The organism is Gilliamella sp. ESL0250 (assembly GCF_013345045.1).
Taxonomy (GTDB): Bacteria; Pseudomonadota; Gammaproteobacteria; order Enterobacterales; family Orbaceae; genus Gilliamella; species Gilliamella apicola_H.
Map to the genome: position 1 here is coordinate 86758 of NZ_JAAEDV010000005.1, position 25691 is coordinate 112448.

The 25691-nt window shown below is 36.2% G+C and carries 23 protein-coding genes, 1 tRNA gene and 1 pseudogene; 14 read left to right on the top strand and 11 right to left on the bottom strand.

The window, feature by feature from the left end:
• Nucleotides 1-3 precede the first annotated feature (3 nt).
• The 11 genes from GYY69_RS05740 (at nt 4) to lysS (ending at nt 10053) form a co-directional block, all read left to right on the top strand.
• Nucleotides 4-795, top strand: a complete 792-nt coding sequence (locus GYY69_RS05740; RefSeq protein WP_174796813.1) for a TatD family hydrolase — start codon at nt 4-6, stop codon at nt 793-795.
• A 345-nt stretch (nt 796-1140) separates the two neighbouring features.
• On the top strand, nt 1141-2544 hold the full coding sequence (locus tag GYY69_RS05745; protein ID WP_174796814.1) for a DHA2 family efflux MFS transporter permease subunit: 1404 nt from the start codon (nt 1141-1143) through the stop codon (nt 2542-2544).
• Nucleotides 2545-2548: 4 nt separating this feature from the next.
• The gene (locus tag GYY69_RS05750) at nt 2549-3181 is read left to right on the top strand and encodes an MBL fold metallo-hydrolase (protein ID WP_174796815.1); all 633 of its coding nucleotides are present in this window, start codon (nt 2549-2551) and stop codon (nt 3179-3181) included.
• 153 nt (nt 3182-3334) lie between these two features.
• On the top strand, nt 3335-3922 hold the full coding sequence (locus GYY69_RS05755; protein ID WP_174796816.1) for a biotin transporter BioY: 588 nt from the start codon (nt 3335-3337) through the stop codon (nt 3920-3922).
• Nucleotides 3906-4481: a YiiX/YebB-like N1pC/P60 family cysteine hydrolase gene (locus tag GYY69_RS05760; RefSeq protein ID WP_174796817.1), complete on the top strand. Its 576-nt coding sequence runs from the start codon at nt 3906-3908 to the stop codon at nt 4479-4481. Before GYY69_RS05755 ends, GYY69_RS05760 begins: the two co-directional genes overlap by 17 nt.
• A gap of 96 nt (nt 4482-4577) precedes the next feature.
• A tRNA-Asn gene (locus tag GYY69_RS05765) sits at nt 4578-4653 on the top strand.
• Nucleotides 4654-4866: 213 nt separating this feature from the next.
• Nucleotides 4867-5595, top strand: a complete 729-nt coding sequence (locus GYY69_RS05770; protein WP_174796818.1) for a type 1 glutamine amidotransferase — start codon at nt 4867-4869, stop codon at nt 5593-5595.
• A gap of 35 nt (nt 5596-5630) precedes the next feature.
• Nucleotides 5631-6458 (top strand): VanW family protein, encoded by an 828-nt coding sequence (locus GYY69_RS05775; RefSeq protein ID WP_174796819.1) that lies wholly within the window; start codon nt 5631-5633, stop codon nt 6456-6458.
• Nucleotides 6459-6594: 136 nt separating this feature from the next.
• A complete protein-coding gene (locus tag GYY69_RS05780) occupies nt 6595-7221 on the top strand; it encodes a Fe-Mn family superoxide dismutase (protein ID WP_091350432.1) in 627 nt (208 codons plus the stop codon).
• A gap of 185 nt (nt 7222-7406) precedes the next feature.
• A protein-coding gene (prfB, locus tag GYY69_RS05785; protein ID WP_141675263.1) for a peptide chain release factor 2 occupies nt 7407-8505 on the top strand; the annotation gives its coding sequence in 2 pieces (ribosomal slippage) (nt 7407-7481 and nt 7483-8505; 1098 coding nt in all).
• A 30-nt stretch (nt 8506-8535) separates the two neighbouring features.
• Nucleotides 8536-10053, top strand: coding sequence for a lysine--tRNA ligase (lysS, locus tag GYY69_RS05790; RefSeq protein ID WP_174796820.1), 1518 nt, complete (start codon nt 8536-8538; stop codon nt 10051-10053).
• A 763-nt stretch (nt 10054-10816) separates the two neighbouring features.
• On the opposite strand, the gene GYY69_RS05795 is transcribed toward lysS, so the two are convergent.
• On the bottom strand, nt 10817-12052 hold the full coding sequence (locus tag GYY69_RS05795) for a solute carrier family 23 protein (protein ID WP_174796856.1): 1236 nt from the start codon (nt 12050-12052) through the stop codon (nt 10817-10819).
• 126 nt (nt 12053-12178) lie between these two features.
• The gene (upp, locus tag GYY69_RS05800) at nt 12179-12805 is read right to left on the bottom strand and encodes a uracil phosphoribosyltransferase (RefSeq protein WP_174796821.1); all 627 of its coding nucleotides are present in this window, start codon (nt 12803-12805) and stop codon (nt 12179-12181) included.
• Between the two features lie 249 nt (nt 12806-13054).
• Between upp and GYY69_RS05805 the strand changes: the two are divergent.
• Nucleotides 13055-13425 (top strand): annotated as a pseudogene (locus GYY69_RS05805) (DUF805 domain-containing protein).
• Between the two features lie 66 nt (nt 13426-13491).
• On the opposite strand, the gene gntR reads toward GYY69_RS05805, so the two are convergent.
• Nucleotides 13492-14496 (bottom strand): gluconate operon transcriptional repressor GntR, encoded by a 1005-nt coding sequence (gntR, locus tag GYY69_RS05810; RefSeq protein WP_174796822.1) that lies wholly within the window; start codon nt 14494-14496, stop codon nt 13492-13494.
• Nucleotides 14489-15181: a uracil-DNA glycosylase gene (ung, locus tag GYY69_RS05815; RefSeq protein WP_174796823.1), complete on the bottom strand. Its 693-nt coding sequence runs from the start codon at nt 15179-15181 to the stop codon at nt 14489-14491. The genes gntR and ung overlap by 8 nt, the downstream gene beginning before the upstream one ends.
• A gap of 448 nt (nt 15182-15629) precedes the next feature.
• Here ung and grcA point away from each other — a divergent pair, with 448 nt between their 5' ends.
• A complete protein-coding gene (gene grcA / locus GYY69_RS05820; RefSeq protein ID WP_174796824.1) occupies nt 15630-16013 on the top strand; it encodes an autonomous glycyl radical cofactor GrcA in 384 nt (127 codons plus the stop codon).
• Between the two features lie 131 nt (nt 16014-16144).
• Here the strand turns inward: grcA and GYY69_RS05825 are convergent, their stop codons facing one another.
• From GYY69_RS05825 to dnaK, 3 genes are all read right to left on the bottom strand, one after another.
• Nucleotides 16145-17230 carry a DUF695 domain-containing protein gene (locus GYY69_RS05825; RefSeq protein ID WP_174796825.1) on the bottom strand — a complete coding sequence of 362 codons (1086 nt, stop codon included), beginning with the start codon at nt 17228-17230 and terminating at the stop codon, nt 16145-16147.
• A 249-nt stretch (nt 17231-17479) separates the two neighbouring features.
• Nucleotides 17480-18607, bottom strand: coding sequence for a molecular chaperone DnaJ (gene dnaJ / locus GYY69_RS05830; RefSeq protein WP_174796826.1), 1128 nt, complete (start codon nt 18605-18607; stop codon nt 17480-17482).
• Between the two features lie 126 nt (nt 18608-18733).
• A complete protein-coding gene (gene dnaK, locus GYY69_RS05835; RefSeq protein WP_174796827.1) occupies nt 18734-20653 on the bottom strand; it encodes a molecular chaperone DnaK in 1920 nt (639 codons plus the stop codon).
• A gap of 231 nt (nt 20654-20884) precedes the next feature.
• On the opposite strand from dnaK, the gene satP reads away from it, so the two are divergent.
• A complete protein-coding gene (gene satP / locus GYY69_RS05840; protein WP_174796828.1) occupies nt 20885-21463 on the top strand; it encodes an acetate uptake transporter in 579 nt (192 codons plus the stop codon).
• 71 nt (nt 21464-21534) lie between these two features.
• Here satP and asnB read toward each other — a convergent pair whose 3' ends face one another.
• The 4 genes from asnB to GYY69_RS05860 form a co-directional block, all read right to left on the bottom strand.
• A complete protein-coding gene (asnB, locus tag GYY69_RS05845) occupies nt 21535-23208 on the bottom strand; it encodes an asparagine synthase B (protein ID WP_174796829.1) in 1674 nt (557 codons plus the stop codon).
• Nucleotides 23209-23409: 201 nt separating this feature from the next.
• Nucleotides 23410-23754 carry a YdbL family protein gene (locus GYY69_RS05850; RefSeq protein ID WP_174796830.1) on the bottom strand — a complete coding sequence of 115 codons (345 nt, stop codon included), beginning with the start codon at nt 23752-23754 and terminating at the stop codon, nt 23410-23412.
• 105 nt (nt 23755-23859) lie between these two features.
• Nucleotides 23860-24045 carry a YnbE family lipoprotein gene (locus tag GYY69_RS05855; protein WP_174796831.1) on the bottom strand — a complete coding sequence of 62 codons (186 nt, stop codon included), beginning with the start codon at nt 24043-24045 and terminating at the stop codon, nt 23860-23862.
• An 11-nt stretch (nt 24046-24056) separates the two neighbouring features.
• Nucleotides 24057-25670, bottom strand: a complete 1614-nt coding sequence (locus tag GYY69_RS05860) for an intermembrane phospholipid transport protein YdbH family protein (RefSeq protein ID WP_174796832.1) — start codon at nt 25668-25670, stop codon at nt 24057-24059.
• Between the last annotated feature and the right edge of the window lie 21 nt (nt 25671-25691).

The window sequence follows — 25691 nt, forward strand, 5'->3', positions numbered from 1 at the left end:
ATTATGTTTATTGATACACATTGTCATTTTGATTTTCCGCCTTTTACCGATTATCTTGCCGATTCAATAGCGAAGATTCGCCAAGCGGATATTATCGGGTTAATCATACCCGCAGTTAGCGCTAACTATTTTGATACCGTTTTGCAACTTGCTGATAATTACCATGAACTCTATGCCGCTTTGGGGTTGCATCCTATTTATCAACATACCATGGCTGATTTAGAGCTGTTAACCGATATCGTTAAAACGAAACCTAAAAAATTAATTGCCATTGGAGAGATCGGACTCGATCGCTATGATTTAAGTATTGATTGGCAACAGCAGCTATCATTTTTTAGATCACAATTAACGCTTGCTAAACAATTTGATTTACCCGTTTTGATTCATTCGCGCAAAGCACACGATATTATGTACCACGAATTACACCGCGCCAACTTACCTTGCCGTGGTATAATACATGGATTTTCAGGTAGCTATCAGCAAGCTATGCAATTTGTTAAGCTGGGTTATTATATTGGTGTAGGTGGCGTCATTAGTTATGAACGAGCGAATAAAACGCGCAATACGATTGCTCAATTACCGTTAGAGAGCCTTGTGCTTGAAACGGATGCTCCTGATATGCCATTAAGTGGCCGTCAAGGTCAAATAAATCGCCCTGAATATATCGCTGAAGTATTTAACATCTTGACCCAATTACGCAATGAATCAGCAGAGCACATAATGCACACGATTTTAGCAAATACCTTGACGCTATTTAGTAGCATCAATAGAGTAAAAATCACACAAAGAAACTAAAATAACTTTATAATTATTATAGAATTATTTTATTAGACTCATAGCAGGTTTATATGACCAGACAATTTCATCAACTGCTTGTTCGATCGATTACCTCTCTTTTATTAATGCTGTCCGCTGTAGTATTTTCGGTTTGACACAATAATTTAGGTTGATTACTAGCTGGCTATTGGCAAGATAGACCTGTTAAAAAATGAGAAAAAAGCCAATAATTAATAAATAATATTGTAAAATGGCATTCATCTGCTCTCTTTCTTAATAAAATAGGTAGTAAGAGAGCTTAATTTTCCGAGCTTATATTCAACCGCTCATCCAGCATTTAAATTAATTTCAGGCTAAATTAAAATGAATAGCGAATTACAGTTACCGCCCTTTGTTTATCGAATATTACCATGGATTGCAGCATTTGCATTTTTTATGCAATCGCTTGATACCTCGATATTAAACACTGCACTTCCCACGATGGCAAAAGATCTTAATGAATCACCATTAAATATGCAATCGGCAGTGATAAGTTATGCTTTAACCCTAGCATTATTTATTCCAGTCAGTGGTTTTTTATCGGATAAATTTGGTACTAGAAATATTTTTGTGATGGCTGTTTCACTGTTCACACTTGGCTCATTGCTTTGCGCTTTATCCAATTCATTAATTTTTTTAGATATCTCTCGTGTTATTCAAGGTATTGGTGGCTCAATGATGGTACCGATATCACGTTTAGTATTAATTAAATCTTTTAAGCGTAGTGATTTTTTAGCCGCCTTAAATACAGCCACCATTCCTGGTTTAATTGGACCTGTTTTGGGACCGGTATTAGGGGGATATTTAGTTGATATGGTGAGTTGGCATTGGGTGTTTTTTATTAATTTACCCATTGGTATTTTAGGTGTGATAATTAGTTGGAAATATATGCCGAATCTAAAGGGAGAACGCATGCCTTTTGATCTGTTTGGCTTTATATTTATTGTGATTGCCTTTATTAGTGCCACTTTAAGTGTAGAGGTTTTAAACCAAAATCAAACATATTATTTTTCATTACTACTTGCCGCAATCAGCTTCGTTTTTTTACTTATCTATTATGGGTATGCCAAAAAGAAACCAACACCATTATTTCCCCTATCACTTTTTAAGATCCACACGTTCAAAATAGGCATTATTGGCAATTTAATTTGCCGATTAGGTATATCTGGCGTACCTTTTCTAATTCCGTTGTTGTTACAGGTCGGTTTTGGCTACTCGGCTATTTTTGCTGGTGTGATGCTAATGCCAATGGCTATTGCTTCAATTTGTACTCGAATCGTTATTCCACGTATTTTAGCTCGTTTAGGCTATCGTTTTGTGCTCGTTGCTAATACCATTTTAGCGGGCGTGATGATTGTTTTAATGTCTCTACTAAATTTATCAACGCCCCTTATCTTAATCAGTTTATTGCTATTTTGTATCGGTGGTATCAATTCTATGCAATATACCGCGATGAATAGCATAACCTTAGCGAACTTAGAAAACGAAAATACAAGTAGTGGCAATAGTTTAATGGCAGTTAATCAACAACTTGCTATTAGTTTTGGTACAGGATTTGGTGCAGTTTTACTGCGATTAATTAGCAACTCAGCTAGTACTATTCACGCATTTCAATTAACATTTGTTATACTCGGTGTGGTTACAGTGCTATCAAGCGTTATTTTTGCGCAACTAAAAAAAGAAGACGGCCAAAATCTAATCACCCATCACCAAGAAACAAGGAGATAAGTATATGTTTCAGTATCAAATCATCCCCGTTACCGCTTTTCAAGAAAACTGTAGCATTATTTGGTGTGATCAAACCATGGAAGGCGCATTGATTGATCCTGGCGGTGAACCAGAACTACTGAAAAAAGCCATTGAAAAACTGGGTGTAAATATTAAACAGATTTTATTAACCCATGGACATTTGGATCATGTTGGTGCGGCAACCACATTAGCTCAACATTATAATGTCAAGATTATTGGACCAAGCCAAGAAGATGAATTTTTGCTAACAAATTTACCACAGCAATGCGTACAATTTGGTTTTCCTTATACGGATAGCTTTTTACCTGATCGTTGGCTAAAAGAAGGCGACCAGATTCAAGTAGGTAACATCACCCTTGATGTCCTTTTTTGCCCTGGCCATACTCCAGGACATATTGTTTTTATTAATCATTTGGATAAACTGGCTTTTGTCGGCGATGTATTATTTAAAGGCAGTATAGGACGAACTGATTTTCCTCGAGGCAACCATACCGATTTAATTTCATCAATCACTAACAAATTATTACCTCTTGGTGATGACTTTATTTTTGTGCCAGGACACGGCCCAATGTCAAGTTTTGGTCATGAACGAATCAGCAATCCTTACTTAGTTTAAGCAAAACCTTGTTTTTTGCTATCACGCTCTTTATCTTAGAGTGCGATAGCAACAATTTAACCTTATTGTAAACTTTTTATATAAAAAATAGTTTACAATAAAATACGTTGCGCTATTATAGTTCTACTATTTATGTATCAAAGGTAGAAAATAATGAAACAACAACTCACTTCGTATTATCCAACATTTATCACGACACTGGTTAATTTATCTTCTTGGCAACGTAAATTACTGGCCACCACCAGCGCAGCATTACTTTTAGGATTAGCCGCTAATATTAGTATTCCGACTTATCCTGTCCCATTTACATTACAATCATTGGCAGTATTGCTAATTGGTGCTTTTTTAGGTCGTAAATTAGGTGCATTAGCAATAATTCAATACCTTTTTTTAGGCGCGATGGGATTACCGCTATTTGCTAATGGTAGTGGTGGGATTATGGCGCTAGCATCACCTTCTTCTGGTTACTTATACGGCTATGTATTTAGTGCCTATTTAGCCGGTTTTGCTGCAGAAAAGGGGTATGATCGCCGCTTTATTTTAGGCTTAATTGCATTTGCCTGTGCACATCAATTGTTATTTGTATTTGGTGTTGTCTATTTAATGGGTTATTTGCATATTACGCTGATTGATGCGTTAAAAGTGGGTTATTTTCCATTTGTTGGCATTGATGCACTTAAATTTATTATTGCAACTTGTGTAATGTTTTCGCTATGGCGTTATCGTGCTAAAACTCAATAATATTCAAAGTGGCGATATCATCTTCCAAAGCCTTAACGAAGATAATGATTTTAGTGACGCTATAAACCGTTCTGGCGCAGTGGCTAACATGGATGAGATAACAAAAAATATCAATCATGTCGGTTTATATATTGGCAATAATAGCGTCATTGAAGCGACACAAAAATATGGCGTAATTGAACAATCTTTGCCTGATTTTGTTGGTGCGGCTAGACGTAATATCATTGGTAGAATCCATGATTTGGCTGTTATTCAAAATGCATTAAAGCGAGCTAAAAATTGCTTAGGTTCACCTTACAATCATAGCTTTCATCAAAATACGGATGGGTTTTATTGCAGCGAACTGATTACTTATGCCTTTAAAACTAAACAAGGTAGTGATTATTTCGCATTATATCCAATGAATTTTAAGGATATAACAACAAATCAAATTTTGCCTTATTGGATTGATTATTATCGCGATCTAAAACAGAGCATCCCACAACAAGAGCTCGGTTCGCATCCGCAACAATTACTCAGACAAAAACACTTATTCAAGACAATCCTAACACTTGAATGATTATAAAGGAGGCAATTTTAGACAAAAAAGCATTGTAAAGTATTTAACTATTGACATAGCGCCATAAAATCTATAATATGCGCGCTACATTTCGGTTCCTCCATAGTTCAGTCGGTAGAACGGCGGACTGTTAATCCGTATGTCACAGGTTCAAGTCCTGTTGGAGGAGCCAACTTCTAAATCCCAAAACCATCTTAGATAAATTACCTCTACCAAGCTTCTTTACTTTTTTCCAAATTTTTATCCCGTTAATATCAAAAGTCTATATTGTATTTGCGAAAAATTTATTCATAATAATTCAATAATAAATTTATCTTTAGATATATGTAATGTCATTGAATCATGATTTTTGATGATAATATTTATAGGCAAGGAGTCTTTATTAATGCATATACATTTTATTATTCATGAAGCTTTCGAAGCACCAGGAGCCTATGAACAATGGGCTAGGATGCATCATCACACCATAACCTATTCTCGCGTTTATCTTGGTGAACCACTTCCTAATTGCATTGATGATATCGACTTTCTTATTGTTATGGGTGGCCCACAATCGCCGTCAACCACCAAACAAGAGTGTGCCCATTTTGATTCCATAGCAGAACAAGCTGTGATCTTATCAATGATAAATGCAGGTAAAATAGTTATTGGCGTGTGTCTAGGCGCACAATTAATTGGCGAGGCGTTAGGCACAAGTCATGCCCAAAGCCCAGAAAAAGAGATTGGAAAATTCCCAATTACATTAACGCAAATTGGTAAAACAAATCCTTTATTTGCTGATTTTGGCAATACATTAGAAGTCGGTCATTGGCACAATGATATGCCTGGTTTAACCAAAGATGCCAAAATTATAGCTTATAGTGCAGGGTGTCCTCGGCAAATCATTGCTTATAATAAATTCGTTTATGGGTTTCAATGCCATATGGAGTTCACGCCTGAAGTTGTTGAGTTGCTGATTGCCCATTCGCAAAAAGAGCTTAATCAAGCTGCCAATCACCGCTTTGTTGATACGCCTGAAACGCTTCGCTCGCATGATTACACGGCAATGAATCAAAAACTTTTTACTTTTCTCGATAAGTTGAGCCAGCACTATCAATCATCTTTAGAAAAATAATTGATTATATATTGTAGATAAGGAAATGGAAAATTATGAAGGATATCATTGTCGATAAACCGATAAAACGCAGTAAATTAAGGCTGAAATTAGGCAAAGAGTATTTTATCTTAAAACGAAAATTTGGTTGGTGGCGACATCGTCATACCTATAGTACTGTCGACATAAATAATAATACCTGTTGTTATTCACACAAAAAACATCAGTCTGTTTTATTAAGACCACTAAAAGATGTTGATATGTATTTACAATATAATAAGATCACTAATCTTAGATTAGCCATTGAAAAACTTAATGGTTCAATCATTAAGCCCAATCAACGTTTTTCGATCTGGCAAAAAGTAGGACGCCCATCGAAAAAACGAGGATTTTTAGAAGGACTATCATTGCATAATGGACAGATAGGCAAAGATATTGGTGGTGGATTATGCCAATTAGGTAATTTGATTTATTGGATTGTGTTACATTCTGATCTCACCATTATAGAGCGTTGGCGGCATAGTTTTGATGTTTTCCCTGATATCAATCGTACAATTCCTTTTGCTTGTGGCGCAACCTTGTCTTATAACTATGTTGATTTACAATTAATCAATAAAACCAATACCACCTACCGGCTTAATCTTTGGCTTGATGATCAATATTTACATGGTGAATTACTTGCTAATATCCCATTAACTCATCATTATCAAATCCTAGAAACCGATCATCGCATTGAACAACAGTGGTGGGGAGGCTACACCAGACATAATAAAATATGGCAACGCAAAACACATTTAATTGATAACCATGTCGAAGAAAAGCTCATCAGCGAAAACCACGCAATTATGATGTATACCCCATTTATAGCAAGTAATGAAAGCTAATTGGAAAAATAATCATCAGCCTAATCACAGATAGCCACTAACTATCTAAGTGATAGTTTGAGGGCGACTATAATAGCCCGTATACTCATAAGATAAAGTAGTTGATAATACCTAATATATGAAAGGAGCAAATTTCATGGCTTATACTTTACCCCCTTTACCTTATGCTTATGATGCATTAGAACCTTATATCGATTCTGAAACAATGCATCTTCATCACGATAAACATCATCAAACCTATGTCAACAATGCCAATGCTATCATTGAAACTTTATCTGCTGAAATTAAAGAGTTTAGCCCAAGCGATTTATTAAAAAATTTAGATAAAGTGCCAGCTGATAAACTTACCGGCATTAAAAATAATGTAGGTGGTCATGTTAATCACACGCTTTTCTGGGAATTATTAAAAGTCGGTACCGAGCTAAAAGGTGAACTTAAAGCTGCCATCGAAAAAGATTTTGGTTCAGTTGATGCATTTAAAGAAAAATTTGCAGCAGCGGCAGCCACTCGCTTTGGATCTGGTTGGGCTTGGTTAGTATTACAAAATGGTAAACTTGAAGTGGTTTCAACAGCTAACCAAGATTCACCATTGATGGGCGAAAAATTTGCTGGTGTTTCTGGTACACCTATCCTAACGCTTGATGTTTGGGAACATGCTTATTATTTGAAATACCAAAATCGTCGTGTTGATTACATCGGTGCATTTTGGAATGTGGTTAACTGGGATAAAGTTGCTGAGCTATACGCTGAAGCAAAAAAATAACCCAGCTTGCACTAAATATCTTCAACTAAAAAGATGGCGCTTTATGCGCTATCTTTGCTTTTCGCTGAGCACTTTATTCATCAAGTTCAGGTCAAAATGGCAATTGGCAATTGCTAAATTATGCCCAAATCCGCTACAATGAACGCTTGTAAAAAATCATAAAACTGAGCAAACCAATTTAAATCATGTTTGAAATTAATCCTGTTAAATCAAAGATAGCAGAACTTACCGAACGCACGGCTGTGATTCGGGGGTATCTTTGACTATGATGTAAAAAAAGAACGGCTCGAAGAAGTCAATGCTGAATTAGAGCAATCCGAAGTTTGGGCCGATCCCGAAAAAGCACAAGCGTTAGGTAAAGAGCGCGTTGCACTAGATGAAATTATCAATACTATCAATTCTTTAACGCAAGGTCTTGACGATGTTGAAGGCTTACTTGAACTGGCTATTGAAGCGGAAGATCAAGAGACTTTCGATGAAGCAAACAGTGAACTTGATCAACTAGAAAAAAAACTGGCCGGCCTTGAATTTCGGCGTATGTTTTCAGGCAATTACGATAGCGCAGATTGTTATTTGGATATCCAATCTGGATCAGGAGGCACTGAAGCACAAGATTGGGCTGAAATGCTACTGAGAATGTATTTGCGTTGGGCTGAATCAAAAGGCTTTGCAACCGACGTGATGGAAGTCTCTGATGGCGATGTTGCCGGCATTAAATCAGCAACGATTAAAGTATCGGGTGATTATGCTTATGGTTGGTTACGCACAGAAACTGGTGTACACCGCCTAGTTCGCAAAAGCCCATTTGACTCAGGCAATCGACGCCACACCTCATTTTCTTCAGTATTTGTTTATCCTGAAATTGATGATGATATTGATATCGACATTAACCCAGCCGATCTTCGCATTGATGTGTACCGTGCATCGGGTGCCGGTGGGCAGCATGTGAATAAAACCGAGTCTGCAGTACGTATTACCCATATTCCAACCGGTATTGTGACACAGTGTCAAAATAACCGTTCACAACACAGCAATAAAGATCAAGCCATGAAGCAGCTAAAAGCGAAACTGTATGAGCTTGAGATGCAGAAAAAGAATGCCGAAAAACAACAGATGGAAGAAAATAAATCTGATATCGGCTGGGGCAGTCAAATTCGCTCTTACGTGCTTGATGATTCACGTATTAAAGATTTACGCACTGGCGTTGAAACGCGTAATACGCAGGCCGTATTAGATGGCGATTTAGATCAATTTATTGAAGAAAGCTTAAAAGCAGGCTTATAAACCGCTTGGTTATAAATAAAAGGTAAAATTATGTCAACAGAGCAGCAAGATCAACAAAACCAAATTGAAGAGTTAAACAACGAACTAAAAGTACGTCGCGAAAAGCTCGCTCATCTTCGCGAACAAGGTGTTGCGTTTCCTAATGATTTTCGCCGTGATGCGATTTCAAACGATCTCCACAAACAATATGGCGATAAAACTAACGAAGAACTCATTGAAAACAAAATTACCGTAACGGTCGCAGGACGTATGATGATGCGCCGTATTATGGGGAAAGCGTCGTTTGTTTCTTTGCAAGATGTTGCTGGACAGATCCAACTTTATGTTACCCGTGATGATCTTCCTGAAGGCTTTTATAACGAACAATTTAAAAAATGGGATTTAGGTGATATTGTCGGTGCGAAAGGTTACCTATTTAAAACGAAAACAGGCGAGCTTTCTATTCACTGTGAAGAAATTCGTTTACTAACCAAAGCGCTACGTCCATTACCTGATAAGTTTCATGGACTTGCCGATCAAGAAATGCGCTATCGTCAACGTTACTTGGATCTTATCACCAATCAAGAATCAAGAGAGACGTTTAAAGCGCGTTCAAAAGTGGTTAGCGAAATCCGTAACTTTATGCTTGAAAATCACTTTATGGAAGTTGAAACCCCAATGATGCAAGTCATTCCAGGTGGTGCATCAGCGAAACCATTTATTACGCATCACAATGCGCTTGATTTAGATATGTATCTACGAATCGCGCCAGAGCTTTATTTAAAACGTTTAGTGGTGGGTGGCTTTGAACGTGTCTTTGAAATTAACCGTAACTTCCGTAACGAAGGGGTATCGCCAAGACACAATCCAGAATTCACCATGATGGAAATGTACATGGCTTATGCCGATTATAAAGATCTAATTATATTAACCGAAGCCTTATTCCGCCGTTTAGCAATTGCGGTAACAGGTGATGCTGTTGTGCAATATGGCGAGCATACTTTCGATTTTGGTAAACCATTTATTAAAATGACCATGCGTGAAGCAATTTGCCATTATCGCCCTGAAACCAATAATGCCGATTTAGATGATTTTGATAAAGCATGTGCCATTGCTCAATCTGTTGGCATCAAAATCGAAAAAGGCTGGGGACTTGGTCGCGTTGTTACTGAAATCTTTGAAGAAGTAGCTGAAGCAAATTTAATTCAACCAACGTTTATTACTGAATATCCAGCAGAAGTTTCACCGCTTGCTCGCCGTAACGATGAAAACCCGTTTGTTACTGACCGATTCGAATTCTTTATTGGTGGTCGTGAAATTGGCAATGGATTCTCAGAACTTAATGATGCGGAAGATCAAGCTCAACGCTTTGCCGATCAAGTCACACAAAAAGATGCAGGTGATGATGAAGCTATGTTCTATGATGAAGATTATATCACCGCACTTGAACACGGCTTACCGCCTACAGCAGGATTGGGCATTGGGATTGACCGCACAGTGATGCTATTTACCAATAGCCATACTATTCGTGATGTTATTTTGTTCCCAACCATGCGTCCAATCAAATAAAATAATTTATTACTAAAAGCACACTTATTTTTTGGTAAGTGTGTTTTTATACTAAAACACATAGTTTCCTGAAACTTTTTGACAAACAACTGTAATAACCATATAAAAAACTCAACTTTATCACGGATAAACAGCTTATATCATAAATAAATTTGTAAAATGCATTGAATATAAAACAGGCAATATAATTTTATACGCAAGTTATTTGCTAACTATGAGGTATTTACCCATCTATTCACTTTTTAGGTTATATTTTTGTAAAAAATATTCAGGATCCTATACCGTTTCGTGATTAATTGAGAATTTGTAGCATCGATTAGTGATAACCTGTGATAACCATCGTATCAATCAACAATTCACAAAATAGCTTGTCCACCAATGCATAAGAAAACAGAAAGAGATAGTGACTTTAATGAAAATGGGATATGCACGTTTTAAGTGATATTTTTGTAAAAAATATTCAGGATTCTATACCGCTTCGTGATTAATTGAGAATTTGTAGCATCGATTAGTGATAACCCGTGATAACCATCGTATCAATCAACAATTCACAAAATAGCATGCCCACCAATGCATAAGAAAACAGAAAGAGATAGTGACTTTAATGAAAATGGGATATGCACGTTTTAAGTGATATTTTTGTAAAAAATATTCAGGATTCTATACCGCTTCGTGATTAATTGAGAATTTATAATAATAGGTTAACATAGCCATATTATGGCTATCGTTGACTATAAATATAGTCAACGATAGTTGAATTAATTTAGTGGCTATCAGTCGGTTTGGCTTGATGTGGCAAGATCAGATTTAACACAATGGCTAAAATCCCACACAAGCTTATACCTTGTAATGCATATGACCCAAAATCAAAAATCATTCCACCAATCCCAAAAACTAAAACTAATGAGACAATACACATATTTCGAGGCACAGAAAGATCCACTTTGTGTTTAACTAAAATATTTATACCCACTGATGCAATGGAACCAAACAATAGCACCATAATTCCCCCCATGACTACAGTTGGAATTGAGCCTAAAAATGCACCAATTTTGCCAATAAAAGACATTAAAATGGCCCAAATTGCCGCCCATGTCATGACGCGAGTTTTAAAATTACGCGTTAACGTTACCGCACCAATTACTTCCGCATAAGTAATACAGGGTGGTCCACCAAAAAATCCCGCTGTCGAAGTTGCCAATCCATCACCGAGTAATGTGCGCTGTAAGCCAGGATCACGCGTATAATCTTTACCTGTGACAGTACTAATTGCCATAATATCACCAACATGTTCAATGGTTGGTGCAATCACAATTGGCAGCATATACAAAATTGCTTGCCAGTGAAATTCAGGAAACGTGAAATCAGGTATTTTAAACCACGGAGCATCAATCACCGGTTGAAAATTGACAATACCGAACATACAAGAAAGCGTATAACCAACCACAATACCGGAAATAATAGGTAATAATTTTAAAAAACCTTTTGCCCAAATAGCCACCACTAACGTTGTTAATAGTGAAGCCATTGAAATAAGAATCAATTGATAATTTTCAGCTTGTAGTCCACTATTTTTACCCATTGCCATCCCAACGGTAACCGGCGCAAGCGATAAGCCAATAACCATAATAATTGGACCTGTCACAACCGGCGGTAAGATGCGGTCAATAACATGGCTACCATTCATTTTGACTAAAAAAGCAAAAAACATAAAAACTAACCCGGCGGCAACTAAACCGCCTAAAGTAGCGGGGATCCCCCACTGCGCAACACCAAATGAGATAGGGGCAATAAACGCAAATGATGAAGCTAAAAATACCGGTACCTTACCTTTCGTGGTTAATTGAAATAATAAAGTACCTACTCCAGCAGTAAAAAGCGCTACATTGGGATTTAACCCCGTTAACAACGGTACTAATACCAATGCTCCAAATGCGACAAATAACATTTGTGCGCCAGTAAAAATATCCTGCCAAGAATGCTTATGCTGTGATGTTATATTTTCTGTTTTGTCTGTTGTGATATTGCTCACATCGCGCCTCTCTTACTTAACTAAATTTGTTGTATAACTTGCCTGTTTGACAGGCATAAAAAAACCGGTTTAACCGGTCTAAAATTTGAGATTTTATTTTGTGCCGAAGATTTTGTCTCCAGCATCCCCAAGTCCTGGTAATATGTAACCTTTTTCGTTCAACCTCTCATCAATTGATGCGGTATAAAGTTCAACGTCAGGGTGAGCTTGTTCAAGTACTTTAATACCTTCTGGTGCGGCAACCAAAACTAATACTTTAATATTTTTACAACCTGCTTTTTTAAGCAAATCGATTGTCGCGACCATTGAACCGCCTGTTGCAAGCATTGGATCCACAACTAAAGCTATTCGCTCTTCAATATCTGAGGTTAGCTTCTGGAAATAAGGAACAGGTTCGAGCGTTTCTTCGTTACGATAAAAACCGACAACGCTAATACGGGCACTTGGAATATGCTCAAGCACACCATCCATCATACCTAAGCCCGCACGTAAAATAGGCACGACAGTAATTTTTTTACCTTTAATTTGCTCAACTTCAACAGGCCCACACCAACCATTGATCGTTACTTTTTCGGTAGGTAGATCCGCAGTGGCTTCGTAAGTTAATAAACTGCCAACTTCGCTGGCAAGATCGCGAAAGTCTTTGGTGCTAATATCGTGTTCACGCATTAAACCAATCTTATGGCGTACAAGAGGGTGTTTTACTTCAACTATTTTCATGGAGGGCCTCAGTGTTATTTTCTATAATCTGTTAGTCGGTATAAATAACCACTGAGGGGCGATTCTAACATAGATCTCACTTTATGAAAACCTGAAATCAACAAGCCCATCGACAATATAAATATGGATAACAAAATAAAAAATAAGCAATTTAATGATAAAAATCAGTTTTATTTTCGTTTTTTTTTCATTAGAGTAGCCAGCCTAAGTAATTTACTCTAATAATTTAAATAAAAGGAATATAAAGAAATGAATTGGTTTATCGATTGTATTACAAAAAATTACGCAAATTTTAATGGGCGAGCGCGTCGTCAAGAATATTGGATGTTTACTCTTTTCAATTTTCTTTTGAATCTTGCTTTGACTATTGTCTGCATGATCCTTGTGTCAATTAGTAACTCATTAATGCCAGTATTAAATATTATTAGTTATATCGTTTGGATAGCGTTACTTGTTCCTGGTTTAGCTGTTGCTGTACGACGTTTACATGATACGGGTAGATCTGGTTGGTGGCTATTAATTGCTATTGTTCCATTGATTGGTACAATTGTTTGGTCTTCTCATGCACAGACTCAACACCAGGTAGCAACCAATACGGTGAAAACCCTAAAGGTTTATAATTTACTCATAACCTTATCACTAAATGTGGTAAGGTTAGATGATTCTCAATCCGACTTTCTATTTTATCAAATACTTTCGCCGTCTAAATACTCAACTGGCATATCAATAACTTTTTGATCGACCTGCTCGCCATTAATGCGTTTTAATAATAGTTCTGCGGCAATTTTTCCCATTTCAATTCTGGGGGTCTGTATAGACGCTAATTTAGGATTCATAAATTGACCAATTTGATGTCCATGAAATCCAACAATAGCTATCTGTTTTGGCACTTCAATTCCCATCCGCTGACATTCAAATAATACCCCCAAAGCTAGGTCATCATTAGTACTAAAAATACCATCAACACGAGGAAACTCCATTAAAATTTGATGTAAAAATCTCGCTCCTAATTCATAAGACGACGCTTCTTTAGTTGCTAGCGTTCGTGGGGTTAATCCTGCTTCTTCCATTGCCTTTTCATAACCTTGTTGACGAATAATACTTCGTTGGTCTTGCCTTGCGCTAAAATAGACAATATTTTGACGCCCTTTATTTATCATTCGCTGAATCATCTTTTTAGTCGCCGTAAAATTATCAAATCCAACCGCCATATCAATGCAAGGTGAAACGCTATCCATAATTTCAACAACAGGTATACCCGAAATTTCGATCATTTTTAATGTTGCTGGAGTATGTGTTCTTTCGGTTAAAATTAATCCATCAATATTATAAGAAAGTAGTGAACGCAAACGTGATTCTTCTTTTTCTGCACTATAGCCAGTATGGGTAATCATAGTTTGATATCCCCTAGTATCAGTCACCATTTCAATACCTTTTAAAATATCAGCAAAAACTTGATTGGTAAAAGAAGGAAACACAATACCAATCGCATTACTTTTGGCATTAGACAGCATATCGGGGGCTTTATTAGGAATATAGCCAAGCTCATCTATCGCGGCTGAAATTTGCAATTGAAGAGGTTTAGAGACCAAATTAGGATCACGTAAAAAACGACTGACTGTCATTTTACTAATCCCAATTAAATTAGCGATTTCTTGCAAACCCGTTCGACGTTTTTTATGGCTATTCATTCGCTTTTTCCGGTAGTCTTGGCTGCCAATCTATAGCTGCTTTGCCTTGTTGCATAATAAGATCATTCGCTTTTGAAAAATGCTTACACCCCAAAAAGCCACGATGAGCAGATAACGGCGATGGGTGCACTGATGTTAATACATGGTGCTTTTGACGATTAATAAACTGACCTTTTTTTTGTGCAGGTGATCCCCACAATAAAAAAACCACACCCTCAAGATACTTATCAATTGCGGCTATCACATGGTCAGTAAAGGTTTCCCAACCTATTTTTGCATGAGAATGCGCCTGCCCTGCTTCAACCGTCAGCACATTATTTAATAATAATACGCCTTGGGTCGCCCAAGAAGCTAAATAGCCATGAGAAGGAATTGTAAATCCATCAATATCCGTTGATAGCTCTTTATAAATATTCATTAACGATGGCGGTGGCTTAATTCCCGGTAAAACAGAAAATGAAAGTCCGTGGGCTTGATTAGGACCATGATAAGGATCTTGCCCTAAAATCACGACTTTGATTTGATCAAATGGCGTGAAACGAAACGCATTAAACACATCATGCTGTGGTGGATACACAATCTTACCATTAGCGCGCTCAGATGCCACAAATTGCATTATATGTTGAAAATAGGGCTTCTGTTTTTCACCGCCGATAACGTCATGCCATGTTAATTGATTGCTCATACAATACCTATACTATAATTTTATATGACTCAACAACACTATTTGCTGATTACAATAATTATACCTAAAAATCATAATAAACCTAATGCTAATCAGCTTAAACCGCGCTAAATCAAAATTGTTAAATATTCAGTTAAGCATACAATAACAACCCATTATTTAATGCCTCAATACTAATGGCATATTTTGACAATATTTTAAATCACAACCAGTTTGACTAAATAAATATCCAGTGGCGTTCCTTTATTTTTTAAAAGGCAATAGACATGGTTAATAAATCAAGAAATAATTAATATAATAAAGTGTGTTTATACAATCATAACTAAAATACTAAACAAAGGTATTACTTATTGAATCGATAGCTTTTTTTGACTTTAATCAAATATTCAAAGTGCTATATTAACCCTAATTATTTTAGGGCAATAAGGCCCCGTTAGGAGGATTTAAAATGATTACAGGTATCCAAATTACTAAAGCAGACAATGCAGCACTTCTTAACTCTTTCTGGTTATTAGACGACGCGACAAAAGAAGCGCGCTGTGTAGCTGCTAAATCAGTTTATAAAGAAGATCAAGTGATCCCGACTGCAGAACTAGGTCAATTCGAATATCGTGAAGTTCCATTAGATGTTGCACCAACTATTAAAGTTGAAGGCGGTCAACACTTAAATGTGAACGTTCTTCGTCGTGAAACTTTGGAAGATGCCGTACAACATCCAGAAAAATACCCACAATTAACCATTCGTGTTTCTGGTTATGCAGTGCGTTTTAACTCACTAACAGCAGAACAACAACGCGACGTTATTGCTCGTACATTTACGACTAAAATCTAATTAAATCGGGTTTAAGTTTTATAAAGGATAATCTAAGTAATTAGTTTATCCTTTTTTTATAACTTAAATATCACAATATGCTAACGCAGTAGTTATTATGCGAAAAAGCATCTATTGATCGTAGATACTTTTTATGCTTGATGACATTCAACCCAACGTAAGTACTGTCGCCAGAAAGGATCGAACTCACATTCAATTTTAACTGATAACGTATTATATTGGTTTGTTATCTGTTGCACTAATTGAAGTGCTGAGTGTTTATTTCCTACATGCCATAACATATTTCTTACACCTTGACTAAAACTATTTTGACAATGAATACCTCGCTCATCAGCACGTAAAGCAAGATTAATAGCATCTTCTAATTCATAAACAGATGAAAGAGTCTCTTTACTATCAATATCAACAATAACATTAAGTGCATAACAATAATTTTCATGCCCAACCAAAGAATTAGCCGCTTCATTACGATGCACTAACATTTTAAGATCCGTTAATTCAAATACAATCCATTGATCCTCTTGAGCATTAAGTACACCTGTGTGTTTTAAATCTTCTTTCCATAATCGATCAAAAATAGTTACAAATTGGTTAGCAGGAACTGTCGCAACATTCTGATCTGTCCTTAAAAACTCAATAGATTCTACTCTAATAGCAAAATCATATTCACCCAATAGATGATCGAGATAAATCAATGCCATCGTTTCTGCTTGTTTTATCATATCTTCGGGAGCAGTCTTAGCGAACATAATGCCAATAGATATTTTACGATAACTTTCTTTATATTGAATTAATAAATCAGTTGCACCTAATGAGAAAGAACTCTCTTTAGATTTTATAACAAAGGTATCTACATTATTAATGCGCTGACGAAATGCTTCTACTTCGAAAAACTGAAGATCAGGTGCTTGTCGGGAAATTTCCATTACATACTCGAATCGATCAATTTTTCCATCCGCGGTAAAAATAATTTTATGCTTCTTAGCATCCCCTACAGTAATTTCAGCAATGACATCTAACTGATTTTCATCTAATAGCTTATTGATATTTTCCATTATATCGATAAGTTCAAGTTCATTAAGAGATTGTTCAGATTTCTTTACCTGTTGCCAAAAATCGTGAATTATCACACTTAAATGATCTTGTGAGCTTTGTTTCTCTTTTGGTGTGTCTTTAATATCAGGCGGTAATTTTTTCCAAAACTTTTTAAAAAACATATATATTATTCCTTTCATGTCATTAAAATCATACAAAACTAATATTAATAATTTAACTAATGTATACTATATTCATTTAAAGTTAATAAATATCGATTATCTAATAAGGTTATTAATTTAAATATTGCTGTAAGGAAATTTTATTTTATGGAAATAGGAAAGTAAAAAATATTAAAATTAAACAATAATATAAAAATAAAATGCGAGATTAGTAACCTAATCTCGCTATTATTTCAACTATGATTAGCTTTATTCAAAAAACTTTTTCACTTTGTCAAAGAAGCTTTTTTCTTTGGGGCTATGTTTAGAGTTTTTATCGGCTTTAAAGCTTTCACCTAATTCTTTAAGCAGCTCTTTTTGTTTGCTCGTTAGGTTAACTGGCGTTTCAACCACAACATGACAGTAAAGATCACCTACCGCACTACCGCGTAATGATTTGACGCCTTTACCTCGTAGTCGGAACATTTTACCAGTCTGTGTTTCAGCAGGAATCGTTAAGCTGACCTTGCCATTAAGGGTTGGTACTTCAACTTCGCCACCGAGTGATGCCAATGCAATATTAATTGGAATTTCGCAATGCAGATTGGTGCCGTCTCGCTCAAAAATAGCATGCGGTTTAATTTGCATTTGAACATATAAATCACCTGATGGTGCACCATTTAAACCGGCTTCGCCCTCACCAGATAATCGGATACGGTTGCCAGTATCAACTCCCGCTGGAATAGTAACAGACAATGTTTTCGTTTTTTCAACGCGACCTTCACCATGACATTTTTTACATGGATTTTTAACCACTTTACCCCGTCCATGACAAGTTGGGCACTCTTGTTGCACGGCAAAAAAACCTTGTCGCATTTGTACAACACCTGCACCATGACAGGTATTACACGTGACCACATCAGAAGATTTTTCAGCGCCTTGCCCATGGCAAGTATCACAACTTACCCAAGTTAGTACTTTAATTTCTTTACTAACACCTGCCGCGGCTTCTTCTAATGTTAGGGTGATATTGTATTGTAAGTCATTGCCACGAGATGCGGTTTGACTGCGCCCACGACCGCCACCAAAAAAATCACTGAATATATCGTCGAACGCACCACCGCCAAAGCCACCAAATCCGCCGAATCCACCCGATCCACCCTGTCCTTGTTCAAAAGCAGCATGACCATATTGATCATAAGCCGCTTTTTTTTGCGGATCAGTTAGGATTTCGTAAGCTTCTTTCACCTCTTTGAACTTTGCTTCGGCTTCGGCTTTGTTATCTTGATTTTTATCAGGATGATATTTCATCGCTAGGCGTTTATAGGCTTTTTTTATCTCACTTTCACTGGCACTTTTACTGACGCCCAATGTTTCATAATAATCTTTCTTCGCCATAATTGACCTTTATTTTTTATGATTGTATAAACAACTAAACGGGCTTGAGTTACCTCGCGCCCGTTTAACTTGTTATATGTTTAAAACTTGTTGAAATAACTCATTAAAAAACATTGTAGTTAATGTTTATTTTTTATCATCATCAACTTCTTTGAAGTCTGCATCAACAACATCATCTTGCGCATTAGTGTTTCCACTATTTGCTTGACCCGCACCTTGAGCTGCTTGGGCTTGTTGTTGTGCTAATTCAAGCAATTTTTTAGAAGCTTCCATTAATGCATTAATTTTTGCTTCAATTTCTGCTTTATCTTCGCCACGAGCGGCAACTTCTAAAGCACTTACTGCATCTTCAATTGCTTTTTTATCATCAGCTGATAACTGATCACCAGCTTCAGTCACTTGTTTACGTGTTGTGTGAACAAGATGATCGGCTTGGTTACGAGTTTGAGCTAGCTCTTCAAATTTACGGTCTGCATCAGCATTAGCTTCCGCATCATTTACCATTTTTTGAATCTCTTCTTCACTTAATCCTGAAGAGGCTTTAATGGTAATTTTTTGTTCACGTCCAGTATTTTTGTCTTTCGCAGATACATGTAAAATACCGTCAGCATCAATATCAAAAGTAACTTCAATTTGTGGCATACCGCGAGGTGCAGCTTGAATACCATCTAGATTGAATTGACCTAATGATTTGTTATCACCCGCACGTTTACGTTCACCTTGTAACACATGAATGGTTACAGCTGATTGATTATCTTCAGCAGTTGAGAACACTTGACTATGTTTAGTTGGAATAGTTGTGTTCTTTTCAATTAAAGTTGTCATAACGCCACCCATAGTCTCAATACCTAAAGACAATGGGGTAACATCAAGTAATAACACATCTTTAACATCACCACCAAGTACACCACCTTGAACAGCTGCACCAACTGCAACCGCTTCGTCAGGGTTTACATCTTTACGTGGCTCTTTACCAAAGAAGTCAGCAACCGCTTTTTGAACCATTGGCATACGAGTTTGACCACCAACAAGAATAACGTCTTTAATGTCCGAAACAGAAAGACCTGCATCTTGTAATGCTGTTTTTACAGGATCCATTGAACGTTTAACTAAATCTTCAACTAAAGACTCAAGTTTAGCGCGTGTTACTTTGATATTTAAATGTTTTGGACCACTTGCATCAGCAGTAATATACGGTAAATTAATATCAGTTTGTTGCGCTGATGATAATTCAATTTTTGCTTTTTCTGCTGCTTCTTTTAAACGTTGCATTGCAAGCGGATCATTTTTTAAATCGAAGTTTTGTTCACGTTTAAATTCGTCAACTAAATAGTTGATTAAACGTGAGTCAAAATCTTCACCACCTAAGTGAGTATCACCATTTGTTGCTAATACTTCAAAAGTTTTTTCGCCATCAACATCGTCGATTTCGATAATAGAAATATCAAATGTACCACCACCAAGGTCGTAAACAGCAATAGTACGGTTACCTACATCTTTATCTAAACCATAAGCAAGTGCTGCAGCTGTTGGTTCGTTGATGATACGTTTTACATCAAGTCCTGCAATACGACCAGCATCTTTGGTTGCTTGACGTTGTGCATCGTTAAAGTAAGCTGGAACAGTAATTACCGCTTCTGTCACTGCTTCGCCAAGATAATCTTCTGCTGTTTTTTTCATTTTCTTTAACACTTCAGCAGAAATTTGTGGTGGCGCAATTTTTTGACCTTTAACATCAACCCATGCATCACCATTATCGGCTTTTACAATTTTATATGGCATGATGCTAACATCGCGTTGTACTTCGGCATCTTCAAAACGACGACCAATTAAACGTTTAATTGCAAATAATGTATTTTGTGGATTGGTTACTGCTTGACGTTTTGCTGGTTGACCAACTAAGATTTCACCATCTTGAGTATAAGCAATAATGGAAGGGGTTGTGCGATCGCCTTCTGCATTTTCTAATACTTTTGCTTGGCCATTGTCCATTACAGCAACACATGAATTTGTTGTACCTAAATCAATACCAATAATTTTACCCATAATCTTTTCTCCTCAAAATCTGTATTTTATTTCTTGTATATAGGTCTTAAATATTAATTTTCAAGCCTTTATTTCACAAAGAAATGTTTTTGTTTTCACATAAATGGGAACATTATTATTAATATCAAGGGGGGCAAAAAAATAATTTTCCCTGAAATCTTGATTATCGCGTTTTCTGCACTTATCATTGCCGCTCTTTTTTAATCATCAAACTTAACTTATAGGATCCTTATGGAACAAACAAAACTTGCAAATCCTGGCCCACTTGGTTTAATGGGATTTGGTATGACAACAATTTTATTAAATATTCATAATGCTGGATTTTTCCCAGCTATGACAGTTATTGTCTCAATGGGTATTTTTTATGGTGGTCTTGCACAAGTCATTGCTGGCATTTTAGAATTTCGAAAAGGCAATACGTTTGGTACAACAGCATTTACTTCTTATGGTTTCTTTTGGATTGTGTTAGTGGGTATTTGGTATTTACCAACTTCACCAGCGACAGCACCATCTGATGCTACCTTTGTTGGTATTTTCCTTGCTTTATGGGGAATTTTTACTGGCTTCATGTTTATTGGTACATTAAAAGGTAACCGCGCATTACAATTTGTTTTTGCCAGTTTAACGGTTTTATTTGCTTTATTAGCTATTGGTAATATTTCAGGTAATCATGACATTATCCATATTGCCGGTTTTGAAGGCATTATTTGTGGAGCAAGTGCTGTTTATTTAGCAATGGCAGAAGTAATTAACGAACAATATGGTCGTACCATTTTACCGATTGGTGCACCAAAAGGCGCTGCACATTAATAAATTTTACTTAATTTCAATAATTAAAAAACGGGGAATTATCCCCGTTTTTTATTAGGTTTTATTATTAATTATTTTTTATATGCATCATTATGAACACCAACCGCTGCACGTCCAGATGGATCATTTAGGTTTTTAAATGATTCATCCCATTCAATTGCTTTCGCAGTTGAGCAAGCAACTGTTGGACCACCCGGCACGCAATGTGCTGCACTTTCCAGTGGGAATAGTTCATTAAAAATCTCACGATACATATAGGCTTCTTTTGAAGTCGGCGTATTGTATGGGAAACGGAATTTTGCATTTTCTAATTGCTGATCAGTAATTTTACTTTCGGCAATCTCTTTTAATGTATCAATCCAGCTATAACCCACACCGTCAGAGAATTGTTCTTTTTGACGCCAAACAACCGATGCTGGTAAATAAGACTCAAATGCTTCGCGAACAATGTGTTTTTCCATTTTGCCATTACTGCCACACATTTTATCTTTTGGATTAATGCGCATAGCAACATCTAAGAATTTCTTATCAAGGAATGGAACTCGAGCTTCAACGCCCCATGCCGCCATCGCCTTATTAGCACGAGCACAATCATACATATGTAACGCAGCTAATTTGCGTACGGTTTCTTCATGGAACTCTTTGGCATTTGGTGCTTTGTGGAAATAAAGGTAACCACCAAACACTTCATCAGCACCCTCACCAGAAAGTACCATTTTAATGCCCATGGCTTTGATTTTACGCGCCATTAAATACATTGGAGTGGACGCGCGAATGGTTGTTACATCATAGGTTTCGATAAAATAAATCACATCACGAATCGCATCAATACCTTCTTGAATGGTAAAGTTAATTTCGTGATGAACTGTACCTAAATGATCCGCAACCGCTTGTGCAGCTTTAAGATCGGGTGCGCCTTTTAGACCAACAGCAAATGAGTGTAACTGTGGCCACCATGCTGCCGATTTTTCGTGATCTTCAACACGACGAGCAGAGAATTTTTTAGTGATTGCTGAAATGACTGAAGAATCAAGTCCACCTGATAATAATACCCCATAAGGAACATCAGACATTAAATGACTTTTTACTGACTCTTCTAATGCAACACGAAGTTCATTGATGTCTGCTTTATTATCTTTAACGTTGTCATAATCCATCCAGTCACGTTTGTAATAGGTTTTGATTTCACCGTCAGTACTAGATAGATAGCACCCCGGAGGAAAAGCTTCAATCGTTTTACAAACAGGCACAAGCGCTTTCATTTCAGAGGCAACATAAAATGTACCATTTTCGTCATAACCGGTATACATTGGAATAATACCAATATGGTCACGACCAATAAAATAGCTACCTTTATTAATATCATAAAGGATAAAAGCAAACATGCCTTGTAATTCATCAAGGCAGTCAATACCCTTTTCTTGATATAAAGCAAGAATCACTTCACAATCTGAACCAGTTTGAAACTCATAACGATCTTTGTACTGATTTCGGAGTTCTTGATGATTATAAATTTCGCCATTCACCGCTAAAACTAGGGTTTTATCTTTATTATAAAGAGGCTGAGATCCGGTATTAACATCCACAATTGATAAACGTTCATGAGCAAGGATAGCTTTATCAGACGCAAAAATACCAGACCAATCAGGACCACGATGACGCTGTAGACATGATAGCTCTAATGCTTTTGTTCGTAGTTGTTCTGGATCTGATTTAATATCAAGAATACCTAAAATCGAACACATTGATTTTCTCCATTTCAAATCGCATAAGCGATACTATTACAAGTAAAAAACTAACTATATAAAAATTTCACACTATTTTTTATTTTTATTAAATAAAAGAAAGAGGATGAATAAATATTTAAATAAACAGCATACACACTAATAATACACAATTAAAGCGCAATGTCATTATACTTTTTCTATCATTGCAAAAAGTAATCATTATTTTTTTAGCCATTGACCTTGTTGCTTTATATATTGACCTGCTGGGGTCTTTTCTTGCGCTTTACTACCCGCTTTTTTTTCTACTTCACTTAAAGGAACATTGCTTTCAGCGGATACTTTTTGATACTGTGCTTTACGAGCTTGATTAATCAGTTGCGCAATTTCAGTGGCATTACCTTCATTTTTCACAACACCTAAATAACCATCAGCCTGTTCACCAACAACCCCTTGTGCTTTGGCTTGACTCAATGAATCCATAGCTTGCTCTAAATTTAATGCAAACGCAGAAAAAGATAAAACGACAGACAATAATGCTACAGTTGCTTTTTTACAAATAGTCATAACAAACTCCTTAATAAATACATCATATTTTATTAATTTAAATGCGGATCCAGATTTTTCTATTAGTTACATTCAAATCGATAGATGAAAATAAAACCGATTAATTTAATATAATCCAGATTTATTGATGATATTATCTAACGCCTTATCAACCTTAATATTAATTTCGTGGTCTATCTTAACATTCAAATTGATATTAATGGGTTCGCTCGGCGCTTGCACTTTTACTGTTGGCGAACATCCGATTAACGCACTACTTAGCATCATTATTGCAATAACATTTCGTATCATAAAATGACCTCTTATTTTGAAGCTTCCTTTTTTAAACGGGCTTGAATTCGTTTACGAACTGGCTCACTAATTTGATCAGATAACTGTAAGCTCATCAGCAATTTAGCCATATTTTCTTCAAGATTGATATTTAAATTCACTGCTTTGCCATTTTCAACATCTAAATTACTTCCTTGAATATTCAATTTCAATTTCGCAATGTCGTTAGCGTAATCAACTGTACCTTGTAATTTAGTATAATGAAAGTTTTTAATAATATCAGTGAGTATTTTCATATTTGGGTTACTTTGCGCATAATTTTTTAAGGCTGAATTTTCAAACTGTAAATAACCTTGATTAATTGTAGTTAGCTGCCCATTTTTAATTGCCACTTCAAATGCTGCTTCACTCTTAGTTTTCGCTTTTAATAATGTAATTGGTAAAAAACCATCAATCGTACCGTCGCCAGCAAGTCCTTCGGTTGGATATTTAGCAAGAATATCTTTTAATTGTATCTGTTTTATCTTTAAATTTAATTGTTGGGGTAATTTAGCTAAATTCAATTTACTCGGTTCAATAAAAACTGAACCAGAAAAAATATCAGCTTGAAGCTTTTTCCAAGTCACTATGCCTTTGCTAGGTGCTTTAAATGAAGCGGAATAACTACCCACTAATTTTACCTTTTTAAAGGCGATACCCATATTTACTTCTTGGACATTTAACACTGGCGTCGAAATCGTAAATCGGTTATCTTTAACAATCATATTGATATCACCTGTCACCGATTTGATTTCACTACTTTTATAAATACCATTGAGTTTATTAATCGTTAGCATTGCTGTAACAAAGAGTTGATTACGATCAAATGGAATTTTTGATTCAAGTTGAATGTTCAAATTTCCTGCGGCAGAGTCAAGGATTAAATCGTTAGAAAGATTCGTCTTTTCTATGTTAATTGAAGCTTTATCTGAAGTCATTAACGCCAATTGATTACCAGATACCCAGCCAGTAAATGGCAATGTTACATGACTATTTTTTAGACCAAATTGATTTAAAGATGTCTTAAAAAGACCGTTTTGTACATTAAACTGTGAAGCAGTTTGATCAAAGAATAAAGTTGCTGATAATTGTGCGATATCTTGAGTATTGGTTGATAGATTAAGTTGTATAGCTTGCTGCTGTTTACTGATATCGACTTTTAAATCTAATTGTTCTTTATCTTGTTCATAAAATCGCAATGTATCTATATGAATTGTCTTAGGTGACCAATAAATAATCGTTGGAATCAAAGAGAGATCAAGATCGGATTGATTAAGATTTTCAGTAGCAGTATCAACTACGTTGCCGACAGAATCTAAAACCGTTTCAGATTGATTTATTTGCCAGTGAACATCCAAATTGTTTGCTGATAAATGTGACCACGAAATTAACACATTTCTAGCCGTTATAAAGATTTGAGATTGCTTACTTACAGTAAGCTCATCAAAAGTAAGACCTTTAAAACCAATGCTAGCACCATGCCAGTCGACCATAATCCCATGTTTCTGCTTGAATGACTGCCAATAACGCCATCCATACAAGCAAAATAGTACGATCAAAAATAAGATACTCAGTGAGATCCAATAGCGTTTTTTTAAGCGAACCATAGTAGTTCTCGATTTGGCAAA

Coding starts and splice junctions, on each gene's coding strand:
- GYY69_RS05740 (WP_174796813.1), top strand. CDS start 4: ATGTTTATTGATACACATTGTCATTTTGATTTTCCGCCTTTTACCGAT.
- GYY69_RS05745 (WP_174796814.1), top strand. CDS start 1,141: ATGAATAGCGAATTACAGTTACCGCCCTTTGTTTATCGAATATTACCA.
- GYY69_RS05750 (WP_174796815.1), top strand. CDS start 2,549: ATGTTTCAGTATCAAATCATCCCCGTTACCGCTTTTCAAGAAAACTGT.
- GYY69_RS05755 (WP_174796816.1), top strand. CDS start 3,335: ATGAAACAACAACTCACTTCGTATTATCCAACATTTATCACGACACTG.
- GYY69_RS05770 (WP_174796818.1), top strand. CDS start 4,867: ATGCATATACATTTTATTATTCATGAAGCTTTCGAAGCACCAGGAGCC.
- GYY69_RS05775 (WP_174796819.1), top strand. CDS start 5,631: ATGAAGGATATCATTGTCGATAAACCGATAAAACGCAGTAAATTAAGG.
- GYY69_RS05780 (WP_091350432.1), top strand. CDS start 6,595: ATGGCTTATACTTTACCCCCTTTACCTTATGCTTATGATGCATTAGAA.
- lysS (WP_174796820.1), top strand. CDS start 8,536: ATGTCAACAGAGCAGCAAGATCAACAAAACCAAATTGAAGAGTTAAAC.
- upp (WP_174796821.1), bottom strand. CDS start 12,805: ATGAAAATAGTTGAAGTAAAACACCCTCTTGTACGCCATAAGATTGGT.
- gntR (WP_174796822.1), bottom strand. CDS start 14,496: ATGAATAGCCATAAAAAACGTCGAACGGGTTTGCAAGAAATCGCTAAT.
- ung (WP_174796823.1), bottom strand. CDS start 15,181: ATGAGCAATCAATTAACATGGCATGACGTTATCGGCGGTGAAAAACAG.
- grcA (WP_174796824.1), top strand. CDS start 15,630: ATGATTACAGGTATCCAAATTACTAAAGCAGACAATGCAGCACTTCTT.
- GYY69_RS05825 (WP_174796825.1), bottom strand. CDS start 17,230: ATGTTTTTTAAAAAGTTTTGGAAAAAATTACCGCCTGATATTAAAGAC.
- dnaJ (WP_174796826.1), bottom strand. CDS start 18,607: ATGGCGAAGAAAGATTATTATGAAACATTGGGCGTCAGTAAAAGTGCC.
- dnaK (WP_174796827.1), bottom strand. CDS start 20,653: ATGGGTAAAATTATTGGTATTGATTTAGGTACAACAAATTCATGTGTT.
- satP (WP_174796828.1), top strand. CDS start 20,885: ATGGAACAAACAAAACTTGCAAATCCTGGCCCACTTGGTTTAATGGGA.
- asnB (WP_174796829.1), bottom strand. CDS start 23,208: ATGTGTTCGATTTTAGGTATTCTTGATATTAAATCAGATCCAGAACAA.
- GYY69_RS05850 (WP_174796830.1), bottom strand. CDS start 23,754: ATGACTATTTGTAAAAAAGCAACTGTAGCATTATTGTCTGTCGTTTTA.
- GYY69_RS05855 (WP_174796831.1), bottom strand. CDS start 24,045: ATGATACGAAATGTTATTGCAATAATGATGCTAAGTAGTGCGTTAATC.
- GYY69_RS05860 (WP_174796832.1), bottom strand. CDS start 25,670: ATGGTTCGCTTAAAAAAACGCTATTGGATCTCACTGAGTATCTTATTT.